Annotated in this window: 18 protein-coding genes, 1 pseudogene and 1 riboswitch; of the genes and pseudogenes, 6 read left to right on the forward strand and 13 right to left on the reverse strand. The window is 74.9% G+C overall.

All coding sequences use genetic code 11. The features are described from left to right. The first annotated feature begins 110 nt into the window (after positions 1 to 110). Positions 111 to 719 (forward strand): DNA-binding response regulator, encoded by a 609-nt coding sequence (locus tag ACF08D_RS19635; protein ID WP_392223976.1) that lies wholly within the window; start codon positions 111 to 113, stop codon positions 717 to 719. A 69-nt stretch (positions 720 to 788) separates the two neighbouring features. On the opposite strand, the gene ACF08D_RS19640 is transcribed toward ACF08D_RS19635, so the two are convergent. The 4 genes from ACF08D_RS19640 to lanKC all read right to left on the reverse strand — a co-directional run bounded on the left by ACF08D_RS19640 (position 789) and on the right by lanKC (position 7,317). After that, on the reverse strand, positions 789 to 2,552 hold the full coding sequence (locus tag ACF08D_RS19640; RefSeq protein ID WP_392223977.1) for an ATP-binding cassette domain-containing protein: 1,764 nt from the start codon (positions 2,550 to 2,552) through the stop codon (positions 789 to 791). Further along, the gene (locus tag ACF08D_RS19645; RefSeq protein WP_392223978.1) at positions 2,549 to 4,486 is read right to left on the reverse strand and encodes an ABC transporter ATP-binding protein; all 1,938 of its coding nucleotides are present in this window, start codon (positions 4,484 to 4,486) and stop codon (positions 2,549 to 2,551) included. The genes ACF08D_RS19640 and ACF08D_RS19645 overlap by 4 nt, the downstream gene beginning before the upstream one ends. A 112-nt stretch (positions 4,487 to 4,598) precedes the next feature. Beyond that, a complete protein-coding gene (locus ACF08D_RS19650) occupies positions 4,599 to 4,727 on the reverse strand; it encodes a SapB/AmfS family lanthipeptide (RefSeq protein ID WP_156695566.1) in 129 nt (42 codons plus the stop codon). Between the two features lie 16 nt (positions 4,728 to 4,743). Then, a complete protein-coding gene (lanKC, locus tag ACF08D_RS19655; protein ID WP_392223979.1) occupies positions 4,744 to 7,317 on the reverse strand; it encodes a class III lanthionine synthetase LanKC in 2,574 nt (857 codons plus the stop codon). A gap of 271 nt (positions 7,318 to 7,588) precedes the next feature. Here lanKC and ACF08D_RS19660 point away from each other — a divergent pair, with 271 nt between their 5' ends. Together ACF08D_RS19660 and ACF08D_RS19665 are read left to right on the forward strand one after the other, a co-directional pair. After that, the gene (locus ACF08D_RS19660; RefSeq protein WP_392223980.1) at positions 7,589 to 8,347 is read left to right on the forward strand and encodes a hyaluronoglucosaminidase; all 759 of its coding nucleotides are present in this window, start codon (positions 7,589 to 7,591) and stop codon (positions 8,345 to 8,347) included. Between the two features lie 32 nt (positions 8,348 to 8,379). Next, a complete protein-coding gene (locus ACF08D_RS19665; RefSeq protein ID WP_392223981.1) occupies positions 8,380 to 8,586 on the forward strand; it encodes a hypothetical protein in 207 nt (68 codons plus the stop codon). A gap of 195 nt (positions 8,587 to 8,781) precedes the next feature. On the opposite strand, the pseudogene ACF08D_RS19670 reads toward ACF08D_RS19665, so the two are convergent. After that, positions 8,782 to 9,147, reverse strand: a pseudogene (locus ACF08D_RS19670) (VOC family protein); the annotation flags it as partial. 170 nt (positions 9,148 to 9,317) lie between these two features. Here ACF08D_RS19670 and ACF08D_RS19675 point away from each other — a divergent pair. Together ACF08D_RS19675 and ACF08D_RS19680 are read left to right on the forward strand one after the other, a co-directional pair. Continuing rightward, on the forward strand, positions 9,318 to 10,034 hold the full coding sequence (locus ACF08D_RS19675; RefSeq protein WP_392223982.1) for a lysophospholipid acyltransferase family protein: 717 nt from the start codon (positions 9,318 to 9,320) through the stop codon (positions 10,032 to 10,034). A gap of 121 nt (positions 10,035 to 10,155) precedes the next feature. Further along, positions 10,156 to 10,446, forward strand: a complete 291-nt coding sequence (locus ACF08D_RS19680; protein WP_392223983.1) for a DUF4190 domain-containing protein — start codon at positions 10,156 to 10,158, stop codon at positions 10,444 to 10,446. A gap of 7 nt (positions 10,447 to 10,453) precedes the next feature. Here ACF08D_RS19680 and ACF08D_RS19685 read toward each other — a convergent pair whose 3' ends face one another. From ACF08D_RS19685 to ACF08D_RS19710, 6 genes are read right to left on the reverse strand one after another with little or no spacing between them, the layout of a single operon-like run. After that, entirely contained in the window at positions 10,454 to 11,191 is a 738-nt protein-coding gene (locus ACF08D_RS19685) for an urease accessory protein UreD (protein WP_392223984.1), read from the reverse strand. After that, on the reverse strand, positions 11,188 to 11,871 hold the full coding sequence (gene ureG / locus ACF08D_RS19690; protein WP_392223985.1) for an urease accessory protein UreG: 684 nt from the start codon (positions 11,869 to 11,871) through the stop codon (positions 11,188 to 11,190). Before ureG ends, ACF08D_RS19685 begins: the two co-directional genes overlap by 4 nt. A gap of 20 nt (positions 11,872 to 11,891) precedes the next feature. Further along, positions 11,892 to 12,572: an urease accessory protein UreF gene (locus tag ACF08D_RS19695; protein ID WP_392223986.1), complete on the reverse strand. Its 681-nt coding sequence runs from the start codon at positions 12,570 to 12,572 to the stop codon at positions 11,892 to 11,894. Between the two features lie 14 nt (positions 12,573 to 12,586). Continuing rightward, on the reverse strand, positions 12,587 to 14,323 hold the full coding sequence (locus ACF08D_RS19700) for an urease subunit alpha (protein ID WP_392223987.1): 1,737 nt from the start codon (positions 14,321 to 14,323) through the stop codon (positions 12,587 to 12,589). Further along, the gene (locus tag ACF08D_RS19705; protein ID WP_392223988.1) at positions 14,316 to 14,627 is read right to left on the reverse strand and encodes an urease subunit beta; all 312 of its coding nucleotides are present in this window, start codon (positions 14,625 to 14,627) and stop codon (positions 14,316 to 14,318) included. Before ACF08D_RS19705 ends, ACF08D_RS19700 begins: the two co-directional genes overlap by 8 nt. Positions 14,628 to 14,643: 16 nt before the next feature. Beyond that, positions 14,644 to 14,946 carry an urease subunit gamma gene (locus ACF08D_RS19710; RefSeq protein WP_392223989.1) on the reverse strand — a complete coding sequence of 101 codons (303 nt, stop codon included), beginning with the start codon at positions 14,944 to 14,946 and terminating at the stop codon, positions 14,644 to 14,646. Positions 14,947 to 15,577: 631 nt separating this feature from the next. Beyond that, positions 15,578 to 15,782: riboswitch (cyclic di-AMP (ydaO/yuaA leader) on the forward strand. A gap of 3 nt (positions 15,783 to 15,785) precedes the next feature. Between ACF08D_RS19710 and ACF08D_RS19715 the strand changes: the two genes are divergently transcribed. Then, entirely contained in the window at positions 15,786 to 16,262 is a 477-nt protein-coding gene (locus ACF08D_RS19715; RefSeq protein ID WP_392223990.1) for a C40 family peptidase, read from the forward strand. Between the two features lie 83 nt (positions 16,263 to 16,345). Here the strand turns inward: ACF08D_RS19715 and ACF08D_RS19720 are convergent, their stop codons facing one another. Together ACF08D_RS19720 and ACF08D_RS19725 are read right to left on the reverse strand one after the other, a co-directional pair. Further along, a complete protein-coding gene (locus tag ACF08D_RS19720) occupies positions 16,346 to 16,777 on the reverse strand; it encodes an ATP-binding protein (protein ID WP_392223991.1) in 432 nt (143 codons plus the stop codon). Between the two features lie 321 nt (positions 16,778 to 17,098). Beyond that, positions 17,099 to 18,349: an 8-amino-7-oxononanoate synthase gene (locus tag ACF08D_RS19725; protein ID WP_392223992.1), complete on the reverse strand. Its 1,251-nt coding sequence runs from the start codon at positions 18,347 to 18,349 to the stop codon at positions 17,099 to 17,101. Positions 18,350 to 18,490: the final 141 nt, after the last annotated feature.

An 18,490-nucleotide genomic window follows, 5' to 3' on the forward strand; every position in this document is an offset into this window, starting at 1 on the left:
CCGCACGTACCAGGGCAATGTTCCGGCCTCGCCGCCCGGGGAAGCCGGATGGGTGACCATACGGAAGCCCGGTGTCACCATCCGGGCTGACGACAGGGAGGGGATGGGACATGACAAAGGTGTTGGTCCTGCACAGCGTCAGTCTGCTGAGGTCCGCGCTGGTGGCACTGCTGAGATCCGAGGGGGCCTTCGACGTCTTCTCGGCGGGCTGGCGGTCCGCGGGCAAGCAGGCGGAGTGTTTACGGCCCGATGTGTGCGTGGTCGACCTGGACTGTCCGGGGGCGGGGGCGCTGTGGGACGGCGGTGCCGCCGCCGACCGGGAGGTGCTGGGCGAGCGGACGGCGCTGCTGGTGCTCGCCTCGCCGGGGCGGCCGGGGGCGCTGCGCAGAGCGTTCGAGGCACGGGCGCTGGGGTACGTCGACAAGCACGGTTCGCCGCACCGGCTGGTGCGGGGCATACGCAAGGTCGCCGAGGGCGAGCGGTTCGTGGACGAATCGCTCGCCTTCGGCTTTCTGGAGGCGTCCCGGATGCCGCTGACCGCCCGTGAGCTGAGCGTGCTGGCCCGGGCCGCGGAGGGCGAGTCCATAGCCGAGATAGCGCGGGGGCTGCACCTGTCGAACGGGACGGTGCGCAACTACATGGCGTCGGCCACGCGGAAGGTCGGCGCACGCAACCGGATCGACGCGATCCGGATATCGCAGGGCGCTGGGTGGGTGTGAGGGAGCCGCTCTGCGGAGAGGGCCTGATCGGGCCGGGCCGACGCGGCCCGATCAGGCCGCGTCGGGCCGTCAGAGTCCGGGCGGGCCCTGGGAAGACGCGGCATGGGCCGCGTCGGGCCGCCAGAGGCCGGCGAGGTCCCGGTAGAGGGGGGAGCGCGTGAGCAGCTCGCCGTGCGGGGCGCACACGGCCCGGTCCCCGTCCAGCACCAGGACCCGGTCGGCCCGTACGGCGGACGAGATGCGGTGGGCGACGACGACCAGCGCGCCGGGCCGGGCCGCGAGGACGCGCTCGGCCCGCTCCTCGGTGTCGGGGTCCAGGTGGCACGTCGCCTCGTCCAGCAGGAGCAGCGGGGCGGGCGACAGATGGGCGCGGGCGAGCGCCAGGCACTGGCGCTCCCCCGCCGACAGCCGGCCGGGGGCGACGGTGGCGCCCAGGCCGCCGAGCCGCCGCACCAGGGGCGCCAGCTCCAGGTCGTCCACCGCCTCGCGCACCTGCTCGTCGGTGGCGTCGGGTCGCAGATACGTGAGGTTGTCGAGGACGGTGCCGGTGAACACGTACGCCTGCTGGGGCAGCAGGGCGGGCGTGCCGGTCACGGCGACGGTGCCGGAGGTCGGGGTGGCGAGCCCGGCGAGCAGGGCGGTCAGGGTGGACTTGCCGATGCCGCTGGGACCCACGACCGCGAGGTGCTCCCCCGGGGCGACGACGAGGTCGAGTCCGTCCAGCACCGGCCGCGCCCCGGGGCCGTAGGCGAAGCGGACGCCGCGCAGCTCGGCGGCGGGCGGCCCGGCCGGGGCGGCGGTCGGGGTGGTACGCGGGCGCGCGGGAGCACAGGGGCGCGCCGGGCGCACGGGGGATGGCTCCGGCGGATCCGCGGGCGCGCCGGTGAAGCGTTCCAGCACCACCAGCAGCCGGGTGCCGGCCGCCGCGAACGCGGTCATCAGCGCGTCCAGGGCGGGCAGCAGCGCCTGGACGAGGTAGGTGAGGGCGCCCAGCAGGGTGCCCGCGCTCACCCCGCCGCGCAGCAGCCAGGGGGTGGCGAGCAGCAGGGCGATCACCGGGAGCCGGCCCGCCGCGCCGAGGGCCAGGGTGCGGACGGCCGCCCAGCGGGCCAGCCGGCGCGCGAGCCGGGCCTCGGCGTCGATCAGCCGCCCGGTGCTCTCCGCCAGGTGTCCGGCCCCGCCGCACGCGGTCACGTCCCGGAGCCCCGCGCCGACGGCACCGACCCGGGCCGACAGGGCCTCGTCGGCGTCGAGGAACGCGCGCTGCACGGCCGCCATCGGGGCCAGGGTCGCGAGGAACAGCGCCAGGCCGAGCAGCAGCGGGGGCAGGACCACCAGCGTCAGCGCCGGTTCCAGGGAGGCGATGCCGGCCAGCGCGCCCAGCGAGGTGAAGACGAAGGACCGCGCGGTCAGCACGAGCCCGGCGAAGCTGTCGCGGGCGATCTCGGTCTGGTGCGTGAGCCGGGAGACGACCGTGCCGCCCGCCGCGCTCTCCGCCCGGGCCGGGTCGGCGACGGCGTCGTGGAGCGCCCGTCCCACGGCCCGGCGGACGAGCCCGTCGCGCAGCGGCTCGACCAGGCCGGCGAGGTGGGTGAACACCCCGCGTACGGCGAGCCCGCCGAGCAGCGTCCCGGCGGCGGCGACGGCCAGCCACAGCAGGCCGGTTCCGGTGCGCCCGGCGAGGAAGCCGTCGTCCAGCGCGCGGGCCACCCCGTACCCGCCGAGGAAGGTGTGGGCGGACTCCAGCAGGGACCAGGCCCCGAGGCGCAGCACGTTCCGCCGGCGCCGCAGCAGGAAGCGCCGGCCCTCGGTGAGGACGCCGCCCGTGCTCACCGCTCCTCCGCCCCGGCCGCGCCGGTCGCGCCGGTCGCGCCGGCCGGCCCGGTGGTCCTCACCCCGGCGTACGCGTCCTCCGCCCCGGCGCCCCCGTCCCCGGCCGGGCCCGGATCCGGTCCCTCCGCGCCCGTCACGGCCCCGACGCCCTTCGCGGTCTCCGCGCCGGTCTCGTCCTCCGCGCCCGTCGCGGCGAACACCGCCCGGTAGGCCGGGTCGCGCCAGAGGGCGCGGTGGGGGCCGGTGGCGCGCACCCGCCCGCCGTCCAGCCACACCACCAGGTCGGCCGCCGCGGCGGAGGAGAGCCGGTGGGCGACGACGAGCCGGGTGCCCGGCCGGACGTCCCGGACCAGGGCCCGCTCCACCTGCCGCTGGGTCACCGTGTCCAGCCCCGACATGGCGTCGTCCAGGATCAGCAGCCGGCCCGCGTGGGCGAACGCCCGTGCCAGGCCCAGCCGTTGCAGCTCGCCGCCCGACAGGGGCGCATCGGCCAAGGGCGTGTCGTATCCCCGGGGCAGCCGCCCCGTGAAGCCGTCGGCGCCCGCCGCCCCGGCCGCCCGCCGCACGGTGTCGTCCGGTGCGGTGCGGGCACCGAAGGCGATCGCCTCGCCCACCGTCGTACCGAACAGGGCGGGGCGGCTGAAGGCGTACCCGACCTCCTCGCGCAGGCAGCCCGGCGCCACGTGGCGCAGCGGGACGCCGTCGAGCAGGACCTCGCCCTCGTCGGGGTCGGCCAGCCGGCCCGCGACGGCGGCGAGCAGGGACTTGCCCGCGCCCGACCGGCCGACGACGGCGGCGGTCGCCCCGCCGGGCACCCGCAGGTCGACACCGTCCAGCACGGTCGTACCGTCCCGTACGACGGTGACGCCGCGCAGTTCGAGCGTGCCCTTCCCGCCCGGGGGCAGCGTCCGGTCCCCGTGGGGCAGCTCGGGGAGGGCGAGGATCTCGCCGGTGCGCCGCGCGGCGGCCCGGCCGCGCACCAGGGCGCCGAGCGCGGCCGCGAGCGAGCCGACACCGGCGGCCAGGGCCGCGTACCGCGAGGCGGCGACCAGGTCGCCGACGCCCAGCGCGCCGGAGGCCAGCCGGACCCCGCCGACCGCGAGGACGACGGTCACCAGGAGGGGCATCAGGACGCCGCTGCGGGCGACGGCCCGGCCGTACACGAGCCACATCTCCCGTCCCTCGGCGCCGAGTTCGGGGAGGGTGGCGAGGACCCGGCGGCGTTCGCGCTCCAGCGTCCCGGCGGCGGCGATCGTCCGGGCCCCGGCCAGCGCCTCGACCAGGCGGTCCGCCATGCCGGACTGCACCTTCTGATAGCGGGAGACGGTGCCGGAGGAGCTGCGGGCGAACGCCCTGAGCAGCAGGACGAGCAGCGGGACGCCGGCCAGGAAGGCCAGCGCCGTCCAGAGATCGATCAGGAAGAGCGCGACCATGCCGCCGAGCGGCGGGAGGACGGTGGCGAGCGCACCGGCCGCGGTGGCCGGGACGGTGCCCGCCTCGGTGGCGTTGGCGGTCAGCCGGGTGGCGAGGTCGCCGGGCGCGAGGCGGGCGGCCCGGTGCGGCGGGGCGGCGAGCAGGCGGCCGAGGGCGCGGTGGCGGAGCCAGGCGGTGGAGCGGGCGTGGGTGGTGCCGGTCAGCAGCGCCACGAGCGCGTCGAGGACGACCTCGGCGGCGATCAGCGCCGCGCACAGGGCGACCCAGCGGGGCGCGGTGTCCGATCCGGCGAGCAGCAGGTCGAGGGCGCGCCCGAGGACGGCGGGTTCGGCGAGGGCGGCGAGGGCCGCGGCCACCGAGCAGACGAGCACCGCCGCGGCGCGTCCGCCACTGTGCCGCAGTGCGCCCCGCAGGACGCGGTCGCCGCTGCCCCGGGTCGGCTCCGGGGACGGGCGGGGGGCGGGCGCGGTACGGCGGCCGGGGTGCGGCGGGGAGGTCATGGGGGCGGTGTCCTCCTCGGGTACGGGAAACGGTCCCGGGCGGGTGGAGCCGCCCGGGACCGCGGGTGATCCGTCACGGCCGCGCGCGTTCGGCACCGCGCGACCGGAAGGGTCAGTTACAGGTGGTGACGCTCAGGCTGCTGTCGCCGCAGAGCAGCAGGCTGGCGCGGCTGCCGGTGGCGACGTCGCCGGTGGCCTCTTCCTTCGGGGTCTCCATCGACTGCAGGTCGAGAAGCGACATGATCAGTTCCTTTCCTTCATGGGGACGGTGTGTGCTCTTTCACGACCCCTGGCTGGGGCCGGCTCGTGGGCCGCCGGAGCGGCGGGAGGAAGGGCAGGTGCGCGCGTCCGCCGGACGCGGCGCTGCCGAGGGCGAGCAGGCAGCCCGCGGTGCCCGTGGCGAGATCCATGGACAGCCGCATCATCTGCTCGCCGGGGAAGGCCAGATGACCCTGGTACGGCACGGCGTGCCGGGCGAGGGCGTCGATCTGGCGCCGTACGTCGGAGGGCGCGGTGCCGGGCCCGGGCGCCGTGGTGCGGCTGAGGTACAGCACCATGCCGGCGGCGCCGCGGAAGAGACCGGGCTGCGCGTAGAAGGTGGCCTGGGCGGCCCGGACGATCTCGTGCCGGGCCCGGTCGAGGTCGTCGTCCTGCCGGTGGGCGGCGTAGTCGTCGAGCACCATCCCGATGCCGACGCTCCCCGCGCCGAGGTAGGGCATGGTGCGCCACCCCTCGTCGACCTGGAGGGTGCCGTACGCGCTGGTCACGCACCGGCCGAGGTCGCGGCCGAGGGCGTCGCGGGCCAGGTCGAGCAGGCCGGTGTCGCCGGTGCGTTCGTACAGCCGCAGGAAGAGGAGCGCCGGTCCGGAGGCGCCGTGCAGCAGCCCGGCGCGGGTGATCCGGGGCAGGGCGCGGGCGACGAGGCCGGCGCAGCGCAGGGCGTCGTCGCGCATGCCGAGCGCGTCGAGGGCGAGGCCGACTCCGGAGAGGCCGCTGTGCAGGTCGGGAGCGATGTCCTCCCAGGGCCGGCGGAGTGTCTGTTCCGCCAGTTCGAGGGCCCGTTCGGGGTGTCCGAGGCGGTCCAGTGCCCAGGCGACCCCGGCGAGGCCGTCGTAGAAGCCGAGGGGGGTGCCGGACTCGGGTTCCTTGGTGCGGCGCAGCAGCCACTCCTCGGCCTCGGCGCAGCGCTCCGCGCCCGTCGCGGCGAGGGCGTACAGGACGCCGGCGGTGCCGTACCCGAAGGACAGGCCGCCGCCCGCGGCGGCGAACTGGGCGATGTCGCCGGGGAAGAACCGGTCCTCGCGGTCGGGTGTGGCCGAGGCGAGCACGGCGTTCACCATGGAGGTGCGGCTGCGCGGCCAGTCGCCGGGTTCGACGGGCAGGTACGGCCCGGTGTCCTCCCCCGGCGGCCCGGCTATCTCCGCCACCGCCTCGTCCAGGAAGGCGCGCGGGACGGGGAACTGGGCGGCGGCGATGTCGGCGAGGTGCCGCGCCTTGCCGGGGTCGAGCGGGAAGAGGCTGGTCAGCGGTATGAACAGGGCGAGCCGCAGGCAGGCGAGGGCATAGCGGTCGACGGCGAAGCCGCGCCGGTCGGGCGGGGCGACGAAGGCCGGGTTGGCGACGGTCTGGCGCCGTCCCTCGTCGATGTGGGCGGCGGCCTCGAAGTCCAGCAGCGCCACGGACGTCTCGTCCTCGGACACCATGATGTTGAACAGGTGGAGGTCGTTGAAGACCACTCCGCGCGCGTGGACCGCGTCGACGGCCTCCTCGACCAGGCGGTGGATCCGCAGGGCCCACTCGGTGTAGTCGGCGAGGGCCTCGGGGGCGGGGTCGGCCTCGATCAGCGGGTGGCGGCGGGCGAAGAAGGTGTTGAGGGGCTTGCCCTCCAGGAACTCCATCGCCAGGAAGTGGTGGTCGCCGACGGTGAAGGTGCCCCGCACCTCGGGGGTGTACGGCAGGCCGGCGAGCCGCTCCAGCGCCGTGCGTTCGCGCTGCAGCCGGGTCACCGCGTCGGCCCCGTCGGCGGCGAGCCCGGCGTGCGGGCGGGCCTCCTTGAGGACGACCTTCTCGCCGGTGCGGCGGTCGTGGCCGACGTACACCCCGCCGCCGTTGGAGAAGTGCAGGGCGCTGTCGATGGCGTACGGGAGGTCGGTGACCGTGACGGCGGCCCGCGCGTCGAGGTGGGGCCGCAGGAAGGCGGGCGGCTCGATCCAGTCGGGCGTCTGGAAGACGGGGCCGCGCAAGTCGGGCACGAGCCGTCCGTCGGGGTGCTGGACGGCCGGGCACAGTTCGCCCTTGTCGTCGTAGCAGTGGCGGCGGGTGAAGCTGCCGTAGCGCACGTACACCGGGCCCTCGCCCCAGCGGAGGTCGCTGAGGATGTACGGGCCGGGCTCGCCGGCGAGGAGCCCCGCCAGGTCGTCCGCGACGCGCCGGCACTGCTCGTCGTCCGCCGGGTAGACGGTGATGAACTTGCCGCTGGCGGCGCGGTCGGCGTACTTGGCGTTGCGGGTGTGCAGCAGGTAGCGGCTCGGGACGAACTTGAAGGCGATGCCGCGCGGCAGGCAGTAGTCCCGCACCCGTTCGAGCACCGACTCGGCGTTGTCCAGGCAGGCCGAGACGTGGATCTTCCAGCCCTGGGCGGGGAGGGAGAGGTCGGCGGGGCGAAGGGCCAGCCAGTCGCCGCTGCGGTGCCGCTGCCAGCCCTCCGGGACCGGTGCGAGAGCCGCCGCGTACGGGGCGCTCCTGCGGTCGCCGCCCTCGGCGGAGAGCCGGTGGGGGGCGTCGTAGAAGTGGCGGTCCGCGTCACAGAAGGCGGCGTAGCCCTTGATCACACCTGCTCCCTCGCTCGGCGCTGCTGACGACGACGGGTGTCGGTCTCCCGACGGTGCCGCGTTCCCGACGGTGTCGGTGGCGACGAGGAAGACGGTGTCACCCCGGGGCGGGTGACCAACAGTCACAACCGTCAGCAACCGGCCGTGCGGAACGCATGAGTAACCTGCCGGCCCGGCGCCCCGTCGTCGCCGTACAACCAAAGCGCCCCGCCCGGAGTCCACTTCCCGGGCGCGCGACCGGTGCGCGCCCATGAGCGGGAGGAACATGCGGATGACGGTGGGACGGAGACTGTTCCTGGGAGGCTTCACGGCCGGCGCGGTGACCCTGGTGGCGGGCGGGAGCGCCACCGCGGCACACGCGGCACAGGCAGCGGGGGCCGGGGCCGCCGAGGGGGCGACGACGACGTTCGACGGGCCGGTGGTCGCCGAGCGGTTCCGGGCGGACTCGGCCGTGAACGCCGCCTTCTTCCGTACGGCGTCCACCACCGAGCACGCCCTGACGGCCATTCAGGCCGGGAAGTCCGGCGGGGGCGTCGCGGCGAACATCGTCTCGGACAACCCGGGGATGTCGGCGGTGTTCGTACGGGGCACCGAGAAGGCCCACGGCACGGTCAAGGTCACGCACACCGGGCACGCCGACGGGTCGGACCACAAGGCGTCGGCGCTGTCCATCGACCTGCGGACGCCCGGGACCGCCGCGCAGGGCATCTATTTGACGGCGGAGGACGGCCCGACCCGGGGCAATCTGATCTGCCTGCGCAACAACGGCCGGGACGACTTCGTCGTCAAGGGCAGCGGCCGGGTGGGCGTCGGGATGGACGTCGGGGCCGAGCCCTGGTCGCAGCTCCATGTGGTGCAGCGCCCGTCGGTGGACTCCGCGCTCCGGGTGGACGGGGTGATCCGGGTGGTGGACACCGCGTCGGTGCCCACCGGGGTGGACTCGCACGGCGGCGGGGCGCTGTACGCCGAGGGCGGCGCGCTGAAGTGGCGCGGCCCCCGGGGCACGGTCACCACCATCGCCCCCGCCTGACCCGCGCCCGTACCCCACCGGAGGACGACACCATGGAACTGACCCCCGACGAGCTGGTCGCGGAGTTCCGCGACGCGGTGACGGAGCTGTACTTCGCCCGCAAGCGGATCGCGGCCCTGGAGGCCCACAACGCCACGCTGAGCGCCCGCCTGGCGGAGGCCGAGGCGAGGACGGAGGCGGAGGCCGAGGGGGCGCCCCGGGCGAAGGCGGACCCGGCCTCGGCCCCCGGGGCGCCCTGAAACGCCCTGCGACGCCGTGAGACGCCGTGAGACGCCCTGAGGACGTCCTGAGACGCCCAGCCGACGCCCTGAGACGCCTTTACGGCTCCGCTACGGCGCGGACGGGACCGTACGGCCCGGTTCCCGCCGCTCCGCCGGCTCGGCCCGCTCCTCCCGGGGCTCCACCGGCTCGGCCGTGCGGCCCTCCCGGGCGACGAGCGTGAAGGAGTGGCCCGCCGGGTCGGCGTAGGTCCGCACGTCCCGGGGGCCGGAGTTGTCCCGGGTCTCCACGGGCCGGGCGCCGAGGCTCACCGCCTCGCGCTCGGCCTCGTCCATGTCCTCCTCGGCCACCAGGATGTGCAGGTGCGCCTGCTGCGAGTCGTCGGGACGGGGCCAGCTCGGCGGCGCGTAGCCGTGGTCGCGCCGGACGGCGAGGCACACGCCGTGAAGGCCGGCCACCTCGATGAAGTCGGGATCGGTCCCCCGCCGCGTCTCGGCGTCCAGGAGCCCGGCGTAGAACTCCGCCAGGGCCTCGGGCTCCGCGCAGTCGAGGACGAGGACACTGCTCTTGGCTACAGTCATGCGGTTCTTGTGCCCGCTCACCGGCCGCTCACCGGCCGCGCCCACGCGTGGTTCCCGGGCACGACACGCGCACCTACACTGATCCCCCTCGGAGCGGTTCGCGTCCTGGTAGAACCCGAGAACGGGGCCGATCCGACGCGAGCCGATCCGGTGCAGTGGGGAGCCAGTCAGTGTTCTACTACCTGCTCAAGTACGTCCTTCTCGGGCCCGTTCTGCGGCTGTTGTTCCGGCCGAGGACCGAGGGCCTGGAGCATGTGCCCGGGGAGGGGGCCGCGATCGTCGCGGGCAACCACCTGTCGTTCTCGGACCACTTCCTGATGCCGGTGGTCCTCAGGCGGCGCATCACCTTCCTGGCGAAGCAGGAGTACTTCACCGGCCCCGGCGTCAAGGGCCGGCTGACCGCCGCCTTCTTCCGGAGCGCGGGGCAGATCCCGGTGGACCGCTCCGGCAAGGAGGCCGGGCAGGCGGCGATCCGCGAGGGGCTGGGCGTGCTGGGGAAGGGCGAGCTGCTGGGCATCTACCCGGAGGGCACCCGGTCGCACGACGGCCGCCTCTACAAGGGCAAGGTCGGCGTGGCGGTCATGGCCCTGAAGGCGGGGGTGCCGGTGGTGCCGTGCGCGATGCTCGGCACGTTCGAGATCCAGCCGCCGGGCCAGAAGGTGCCCCGGGTGAAGCGGGTGCGGATCCGGTTCGGTGAGCCGCTGGACTTTTCCCGGTACGCCGGGATGGAGAACGACAAGACGGTGCTGCGCGCCGTGACGGACGAGATCATGTACCGGATCCTCGAACTGTCCGGCCAGGAGTACGTGGACGACTACGCGGCCCGGGTGAAGGAGGCCGCGCAGGCCGCCGACCGGCCGCGCGGGCTGCCCCGCTTCCGGCGCTGAGGCCGCGGGGGCCGACGGCCTCCGCCGGACCGCGGCACCGATTTCTCACCGGGTGGGCATGGGAACGGCACAACGGGCAACACGAAGCTTCACAAGTCCACTGTGAGCAGGGAGAGTTGTCATGGCCGGTTTCGGAACCAGCAGCGCGCACGGACAGCCGCAGTCCCGCACGAACGGCCTCGCCATCGCCGGACTCGTCTGCGGCATCGTCGGTGTGCTGTTCTTCAACATCATCCTCGGTCCGCTCGCCATCATCTTCGGTGCGGTCGCCCTGCGGCAGTCGTCCGTGAAGAACGGCGCGGGCATGGCGAAGGCCGCGATCGCGCTCGGCATCGTCGACCTCGTGGTCTTCGGCATCCTGCTGGCGGTCGCGGCGTCGACGGGCGGCTTCACCTGGTACGTCGGCGGCTGACGCACCGTCATCCCATGGCCGCCAGCCCCGCGTCCAGGGCCCGCCGCAGCAGCAGCGCGTCCGGTGCGAGGGCCGTCACCAGCGCGGCCGGACCGGCCAGCGGGGTGACCGCGGCCAGGTCGCCCACGAGGCTCGGCTTCACGGGTTCCACGGCGAAGTCGGGGTCGACCACCAGCAGTTGGCCCACAGCCCGGTTCCCCGCCAGTCCCGCACCCCCGTCCCACCCGCCGGGCGCCCCCGGACCGTAACGCAGTTCCTGGTCCAGCAGGGGGCGCCCCGCCCGGTGGACGGTGAGGCGGGCGGCGAGGGTGCCGGGCTCCTCGCCGTACCGGCCCAGGACCTGCTCCTCGCGCAGCACCAGCCGCGCGCTCGCGGCCAGCTCCACCGTCGTCCGCATCCGCAGGGACGAGCCGGCCGCGGAGACCAGCGGCTCCGGCAGCCAGCGCAGCTCCGCGCCCTCCCCCACCGACAGCCGCACGTCGTAGCGGGCGTGGCCGCCGTCCCGGCCGGGCAGGGCCACCGTCGCGGCGGCGGCGTCGACGGTGAGCCGTGCCCCGTCCTCCACCCGGGCCTCCAGCGCCAGCCGGTCGCCGCCGAGCGGCGCGGTCATCGCGCCGACGACGGTGACCCGGGTGTGCGGTCCGGTGGCGCGGGTGCGGCGCAGGGCGAGCGGCCCGTCGCTCTCCAGCACGGGCAGGGCGCCGCCGGCCGCGGCGACGATCCGGGCGGTGGCGTGGACGCTCACGCCGCTCGGGTCCAGGCGGCCAGCTGCTCGCGCACCCAGGCGGCGACCGGGCCGACGCCCTCCTCGCCGGTGAGCGAGGTGAAGGCCACGGGGAGGTCGCCGCGCTGCTCCTTGGCGTCCCGGGCCATCCGCCCCAGGTCGGAGCCGACGTACGGGGCGAGGTCGGTCTTGTTGACGACGAGCAGGTCGGCGGTGGTGACGCCGGGGCCGCCCTTGCGCGGGATGTCGTCGCCGCCCGCGACGTCGATGACGAAGATCTGGGCGTCGACCAGGCCCTTGGAGAAGGTGGCGGTGAGGTTGTCGCCGCCGGACTCGACCAGGATCAGGTCGAGCGGCCCGACCGCGTCCTCCAGGTCCTCGACCGCTTCGAGGTTGGCGGAGATGTCGTCGCGGATCGCGGTGTGGGGGCAGGCGCCGGTCTCCACCGCCTGGATGCGCTCCGGCGGCAGGACCGCGTGGCGCAGCAGGAAGTCGGCGTCCTCGCGGGTGTAGATGTCGTTGGTGACGACGGCGAGGGAGAGCTGCTCGCGCAGTTCCCGGCAGAGGGCGGCGACGGTGGCGGTCTTGCCGGAGCCGACGGGGCCGCCCAGGCCGATGCGCAGGGCGCGGCGGGTGCCGTCGGGGCGGTGGGCGTCGGCGCTGACGGCGGCGGGGCCGTGGTGGCCGTGGTCGAGGTGCATGGGTCCTCCAGTGGGTGGGGTCAGGACGCGAAGAGGCGTACGGGCCAGGTGGCGTGCTGTTCGGCGGTGATGTCGAGCAGGGGCGCGGAGGCGGCGGGCAGGGCGTCGACGCCGGCGCGGGCGGCCTCGGCGGCGCGGGCGGCCTCGGCGGCGCGGGCGGCCACCAGGTCCAGTTCGGGGGCGAGGCGCGCCAGGACGGCGGTGGCCTGGAAGGGGTCGAGGCCGAGGAGCCGGACGGCGGCCGTGGCGGGGCCGCCGACCGTCTCGTACGCGACGCAGTGCGCGGCGTCCTCGGGGCCGAGGCCGGCCGCGCGGGCGGCGGTCCCGAGGACCACCGGCTGGTGCGCGCCGCGGGGGAACGCCCGGGCCAGGGCGTCCAGTTCGGGGTGGGGCCAGGCCGTGCGGGCGGCCCGGATCATCTGGCGGCCGAGCCTGCGGGCGGTGGCGCGCAGGGCGGGCGAGGGGGTGCGGGCGTCGGCGGCCCGGTCGAGGGCGGCCGGGTCGTGGCCGTGGGCCGCGGCGGCGGCCAGGGCGGCGGAGGTGAGGCCGGTGGTGTGCAGGCGGCCCCGGCAGAAGCCTTCCAGGTCGCGGGCGTCCCGGAGGCGGCCGGCCTTGACGGCGGCCTCGGCTCCGCCGGAGTGGGCGTGCCCGCCGGCGGGGAAGCGGCCGTCGGCGAGGACGAGGAGTGCGGCGCGTGTCATCGGGCTCCCCGGCCTCAGAAGAGGAAGTAGCGCTGGGCCATGGGCAGTTCGGCGGCGGGTGCCGGTTCGACCGGCTCGCCGTCGATGGTCACGGTGAAGGTGTCGGCGTCGACCTCGACGCGCGGCAGGGCGTCGTTCTCGCGCATGTCCGCCTTGGTGACGCCCCGGGTGCTGGTGATGGCGGTGAACTCCTTGTGCAGGCCCAGGCGTTCGGGCAGCCCGTCGTCGAGCGCCGCGGTGGTGGCGAAGTTGTACGAGCCGGCCGCGGCGGCCGTGCCGAGCGCGCCGAACATGGGGCGGGGCAGCACCGGCTGGGGGGTGGGGATGGAGGCGTTGGCGTCGCCCATCTGGGCGTAGGCGATCTGGCCGCCCTTGATCACCGTCTGGGGCTTCACGCCGAAGAAGGCGGGCTCCCACAGGACGAGGTCGGCGAGCTTGCCGGATTCGACGGAGCCGATCTGGTGGTCGAGCCCCTGGGCGACGGCCGGGTTGATCGTGTACTTGGCGACATAGCGGCGCGCCCGGTGGTTGTCGGCGCGGCCGTCGCCGGGGAGGGCGCCGCGGCGCCGTTTCATCACATGGGCGGTCTGCCAGGTGCGCAGGACCACTTCGCCGACGCGGCCCATGGCCTGGGAGTCGGAGGAGATGATCGAGATGGCGCCCAGGTCGTGGAGGACGTCCTCGGCGGCGATGGTGGAGGGCCGGATGCGGGACTCGGCGAAGGCGAGGTCCTCGGGGACGGCCGGGTTGAGGTGGTGGCAGACCATCAGCATGTCGAGGTGTTCGTCGAGGGTGTTGACGGTGTGCGGCCGGGTGGGGTTGGTCGAGCTGGGCAGGACGTACGGCTCGGAGACGACGGTGATGATGTCGGGGGCGTGGCCGCCGCCCGCGCCCTCGGTGTGGTACGCGTGGATGGTGCGCCCGGCGATGGCGGCGAGGGTGTCGCCGACGAAGCCGGCCTCGTTGAGCGTGTCGGTGTGGATGGCGAGCTGGGCGCCGCTCTCCTCGCAGACGCGCAGGCACGCGTCGATGGCGGCGGGGGTGGCGCCCCAGTCCTCGTGGATCTTGAATCCCAGTGCGCCGCCGCGCAGTTGGGAGTGCATCGCCTCGTGGGAGACGGTGTTGCCCTTGCCGAGCAGGCCGATGTTGACGGGGTAGGTGTCCAGCGCCTGGAACATCCGGGCGAGGTGCCAGGGGCCGGGGGTGACGGTGGTGGCCTTGGTGCCCTCGGCGGGGCCGGTGCCGCCGCCGACGAGCGTCGTGATGCCGGAGGTGAGGGCCTGCTCCACGACGGTCGGGGAGATGAAGTGGACGTGTGCGTCGATGGCGCCGGCGGTGACGATCTTTCCGTTGCCGGCGATGATCTCGGTCTCGGGGCCGATGACCAGGTCGGGGTGGACGCCGTCCATGGTGTCGGGGTTGCCGGCCTTGCCGATGCCGGTGATGCGGCCGTCGCGGATGCCGATGTCGGCCTTGACGACGCCCCAGTGGTCGATGATGACGGCGCCGGTGACGACGGTGTCGGGGGCGCCCTCGGCGCGGGTGGCGCGGGACTGGCCCATGGACTCCCGGATCACCTTGCCGCCGCCGAACACCGCTTCGTCGCCGGAGCGTCCGGGGCCGCCGCAGCGGTCCTCCTCGATCTCGACGAGGAGGTCGGTGTCGGCGAGCCGGATGCGGTCGCCGGTGGTGGGGCCGAACAGGTCGGCGTAGCCGGGCCGGTCGAGGCGGACGCGGCTGAGGTCAGGCATCGAGGGGGCCTCCGGTCTGTCCGCGCAGGCCGGGGACGACACGCAGCCCGGCGAGCGGTACGAGTTCCACGTCGGCGGGGATGCCGGGCTCGAAGCGCACGGCGGTTCCGGCGGCGATGTTGAGCCGCAGGCCGCGGGCGGCCGCACGGTCGAAGTCGAGGCCGGGGTTGGCCTCGGCGAAGTGGTAGTGGGAGCCGACCTGGACGGGGCGGTCGGCGGCGTTGAGGACGGTGAGGCGGGTGACGGGGCGGCCCTCGTTGAGGAGGACGGGCTCGTCGGCGTACAGGATCTCTCCGGGGATCATCGGGCGCGCTCCCCCGTCAGACGATCGGTTCGTGGACGGTGACGAGCTTGGTGCCGTCGGGGAAGGTGGCCTCGACCTGGACGTCGTGGATCATCTCCGGGATGCCGTCCATCACCTCGTCGCGGGTGAGGACCTTGCGGCCGGACGCCATCAGCTCGCCCACGGTGCGGCCGTCGCGGGCGCCCTCCAGGATGTGGGAGGTGATGAGGGCGACGGCCTCGGGGTGGTTGAGCAGCACGCCGCGGGCCCTGCGCTTCTCGGCCACGTCGGCCGCGACATGGATGAGCAGACGTTCCTGTTCGTGCGGGGTCAGTTGCACGATTCACCTCACAGTCCTCCGCCCGGTCCGGTCCCGGGCGCAGCGGGACCCTATCCGGCTTCAACACTCTGTTGACCTGCGGGGACGAGTGTGGCCGAGAGATATTTCCATCTCTGGTCGAAGTTTTTCCGGGAGGTAAACCGGCCCTTTGCCCGCGCATGGCTGTGGGTGCGAACCGCCGGGTACATCCGTCCGGCCGGCGACGGGTCCCGGGAACGGCGGGAGGGGCGCCTCCGCTCCGGCGCGGCGCCGGGAGGTCCTTGACGGCGAGCGGCGCGCGCGTCGTGTGACGAGGGCTCAGTTCGACGGCACGGGACCGCCGCACCCCCGACGTGCCCTCCCCCGGACGGGCTCAGCAGTGCGAGAAACGCTCCCTCGTTCAGCGTAGGCATTCGGAGGAATTTCGTACGACGCGACTTGCGCAGCGGAACGACCCATCTGGCGGAATATCAGGTTCCGCCGCTGGTACGGGGATCGCCCGTGTCACGCCGCCGGGCCCCAAATCGACCCTGTCCACCCGAATGGATCAGTCGTGAGGAGCCTCACAAAAGGCCGTTTGGGCTCGGATTTTTCCCCTGGGATGGGTCAAGATCCCTGACGACGACAAGCCCCCGCCGCCGCGGCGGGGCGGTCCGGGCGGACGCCGAGTCCTGCCGCCGTCCGGACGACTGGTCGACAGGAGTGGATCGGCAGGAGTGGAGGACCCGAGCAGTACGGGTGACCGGACGCAGTACGTCCCCCCGGTCTCCCTTGGGGTGAAGCCGCGCGAGCGGCCGGGCAACTTCGCCAGCCCGAACCCGACAGGTCATCCTTCACAGGCGGCTGACGAAGGGTTGCGCATGACCGCGCAGATTCATGTCCCGTCTCTGCTGTCCCGGGCGGGTGCCGTCTCGGCACTCACCCTCGCCGCCGTCGGCGGCACCCTGCTGGCGCCGGGCGGCGTCCCGGAGGCGCAGGCCGCCCCGGCGCACGCGACCAAGGCGCTGAACATCGCCGCGTCCAAGAAGGGCGCTCCGTACGCCTACGGAGCGGTGGGCCCGTCCCGGTTCGACTGCTCCGGCCTGACGCTCTACTCGTACAAGAAGGCCGGCAAGAAGCTCCCGCGCACCGCGCAGCAGCAGTACAACAAGACCCGCCACATCTCCGCCTCCGGGCGGCAGAAGGGCGACCTGGTCTTCTTCCATCGCGGGAGCAGCGTCTACCACGTCGGGATCTACGCGGGTAACAACAAGATCTGGCACTCGCCGAAGTCGGGTTCGGTGGTGAAGCTGGACAAGATCTGGTCCTCGTCGGTCTGGTACGGACGCGTGCGCTGACGCTCCGCCACCGCGACCGACCGGTCGTGGGGGGGACCCGCCGGGCCGGCCCGGCGGGAGCCCCCGGCGGCGGGCGGGCGGCCTCAGGTCTGGACGGCGACCGTCCAGGGCAGCGCGATCCAGACGGTCTTGCCGCCGTCCGGCGTCGGGGTGACCGAGAGCCGCCCGCCCCGCTCGGCGGCGAGCCAGCGGATGATGACCATGCCGCGGCCGTTGTCCTGCTGCACGGCGGCCGGCAGCCGCTGCGGCCAGCGCGGGTGGCTGTCGGTGACGCCGATGCGGAGCCGCTCGTCGCGCTCCAGCCGGACGTCCACCGTGAAGGTGGGCGACTGGCCGAAGGTGTGCTGCACGGCGTTGGTGGCGAGTTCCGAGACGATCAGCCGGACCGTGTCGGCGGTGTCGGCGTCGTCGGCCAGCCCCCACTCCGTGAGGACCCCCGCCACATATCTCCTGGCGGCGGAGACCGAGGCGGGATCGCTCGGCAGTGTGACGGATGCTTCCTGATGGTCTGCCATGGCGAGGCCGTCCCTTTCCCACCGGGCCGGACTCCGACACGTACCGGATGTTTTTGAGGACGGCCTCGGATTGCGCTTCGCGCCAGACTGCCACTTATGTCGCCTCTGAGGGGGGCGATCCCCCAGGATCTGCGGGCATCTGTCGCTCGAAGCGGTGAACTCTACGACGCGAGAACGGATTTGGGCGGCACACTGAGGGGTTGGCCCGGCCGTACGGAGCGCACGGCGCGGTCCGGCGGTGCGCCGGCGCAGACCCGGTGAGGAACCGCGCGCCCCCGCGGCAGGCGGCCGGCCGCACCCGCCGTGGCGCGGTCCCGGCTCTCAGCCCGCCGACACGGCCCCCTCCGGCGCCGTACGGAGGACCACGGCGACCGCCTCGTCGATCTGACGTTCCGTCAAGTCGGCGCGGGCGGTGAGCCGGAGGCGGGAGATGCCGTCGGGGACCGACGGCGGCCGGAAGCACCCCACCGCGAGCCCCCCGGCCCGGCAGTCGGCGGCCCACGCCACGGCCTGCTCGGGCGAGGGCGCCCGGACCGACACCACCGCCGCGTCCGGCCGGGCGCCCGTCAGGCCCGCCGCGGTGAGTCGTGCGTGCAGTCCGGCCGCGACCTCCCGCGCCCGGCTCGCCAGGGCCGGCTCGGCCCGCAGCCGCCGCAGGGCCGCCAGCGCGCCGCCCGCCGCCGCCGGGGCGAGCCCGGTGTCGAAGATGAACGTCCGGGCGGCGTTGACCAGGTGGTCGATCACCCGGGCCGGCCCGAGGACCGCGCCGCCCTGGCTGCCCAGGGACTTGGAGAGCGTCAGCGTGGTGACCACGTCCGGGGCGCCCGCGAGCCCCGCCGCGTGCACCGCGCCGCGCCCGCCCTCCCCCAGCACGCCCAGGCCGTGCGCGTCGTCCACGACCAGGGCCGCGCCGTGCGCCCGGCATGCCGCCGCCAGCGCGGCCAGCGGCGCGGCGTCCCCGTCCACCGAGAACACCGAGTCGGTGACCAGCAGCGCCCGGCGGCCGGGGTGCGCGCCGAACGTCTTGGCGACGGCGTCCGGGTCGGCGTGCGGGACGACCGCCGTCTCGGCGCGCGAGAGCCGGCAGCCGTCGACGATCGAGGCGTGGTTGGCCGCGTCCGAGACGATCAGGGAGCCCGGGGCGCTCAGCGCGGTGAGCGCGGCGAGGTTGGCGGCGTACCCGGAGGAGAAGACCAGGGCCGCCTCCGCCCCGCAGAAGGCGGCCAGCTCCCGCTCCAGCTCGGCGTGCAGCTCGGTGGTGCCGGTCACCAGCCGGGAGCCGGTGGCGCCCGCGCCCCAGCGGCGGGCCGCGTCCGCCGCCGCGGCGGTGATCTCCGGGTGGTGCGTCAGGCCCAGGTAGTCGTTGCCCGCCAGGTCCAGGACCTCCGGGACGGCCGGGCGGGGGCGCAGCGTCCGGACCAGTCCGGCGTCCGCGCGGCGGCGGGCCTCCGCGTCGATCCAGTCGAAGGCGGAGGGGCCGCCGGCGGGCGGCGCCCCGGCGGGAACGGCCGCGTCCCCGCCCGGCGCGGGGGCGGGGACGGGGGCCGGCGAATCGGTCGGAGCCTGGGACATGTCCGGTTCCCTTTTGTAGACAGCGAACAGACCCTAATCGTGGTCGGGGGCCACCGGAGTGTGGTTATACACACACTCGAAAGCCGCTCTCCTGTTGAGTTCCTCCTTGGCCCGGGGCCGTGCCGTACGCCAGGATCAGGC

The organism is Streptomyces sp. NPDC015131, assembly GCF_043079975.1.
Lineage (GTDB): Bacteria > Actinomycetota > Actinomycetes > Streptomycetales > Streptomycetaceae > Streptomyces.

Coding starts and splice junctions, on each gene's coding strand:
- ACF08D_RS19725 (WP_392223992.1), bottom strand. CDS start 18,349: ATGTCCCAGGCTCCGACCGATTCGCCGGCCCCCGTCCCCGCCCCCGCG.
- ACF08D_RS19720 (WP_392223991.1), bottom strand. CDS start 16,777: ATGGCAGACCATCAGGAAGCATCCGTCACACTGCCGAGCGATCCCGCC.
- ACF08D_RS19680 (WP_392223983.1), top strand. CDS start 10,156: ATGGCCGGTTTCGGAACCAGCAGCGCGCACGGACAGCCGCAGTCCCGC.
- ACF08D_RS19695 (WP_392223986.1), bottom strand. CDS start 12,572: ATGACACGCGCCGCACTCCTCGTCCTCGCCGACGGCCGCTTCCCCGCC.
- ACF08D_RS19635 (WP_392223976.1), top strand. CDS start 111: ATGACAAAGGTGTTGGTCCTGCACAGCGTCAGTCTGCTGAGGTCCGCG.
- ACF08D_RS19705 (WP_392223988.1), bottom strand. CDS start 14,627: ATGATCCCCGGAGAGATCCTGTACGCCGACGAGCCCGTCCTCCTCAAC.
- ACF08D_RS19715 (WP_392223990.1), top strand. CDS start 15,786: ATGACCGCGCAGATTCATGTCCCGTCTCTGCTGTCCCGGGCGGGTGCC.
- ACF08D_RS19650 (WP_156695566.1), bottom strand. CDS start 4,727: ATGTCGCTTCTCGACCTGCAGTCGATGGAGACCCCGAAGGAAGAGGCC.
- ureG (WP_392223985.1), bottom strand. CDS start 11,871: ATGCACCTCGACCACGGCCACCACGGCCCCGCCGCCGTCAGCGCCGAC.
- ACF08D_RS19700 (WP_392223987.1), bottom strand. CDS start 14,323: ATGCCTGACCTCAGCCGCGTCCGCCTCGACCGGCCCGGCTACGCCGAC.
- ACF08D_RS19665 (WP_392223981.1), top strand. CDS start 8,380: ATGGAACTGACCCCCGACGAGCTGGTCGCGGAGTTCCGCGACGCGGTG.
- ACF08D_RS19660 (WP_392223980.1), top strand. CDS start 7,589: ATGACGGTGGGACGGAGACTGTTCCTGGGAGGCTTCACGGCCGGCGCG.
- ACF08D_RS19645 (WP_392223978.1), bottom strand. CDS start 4,486: ATGACCTCCCCGCCGCACCCCGGCCGCCGTACCGCGCCCGCCCCCCGC.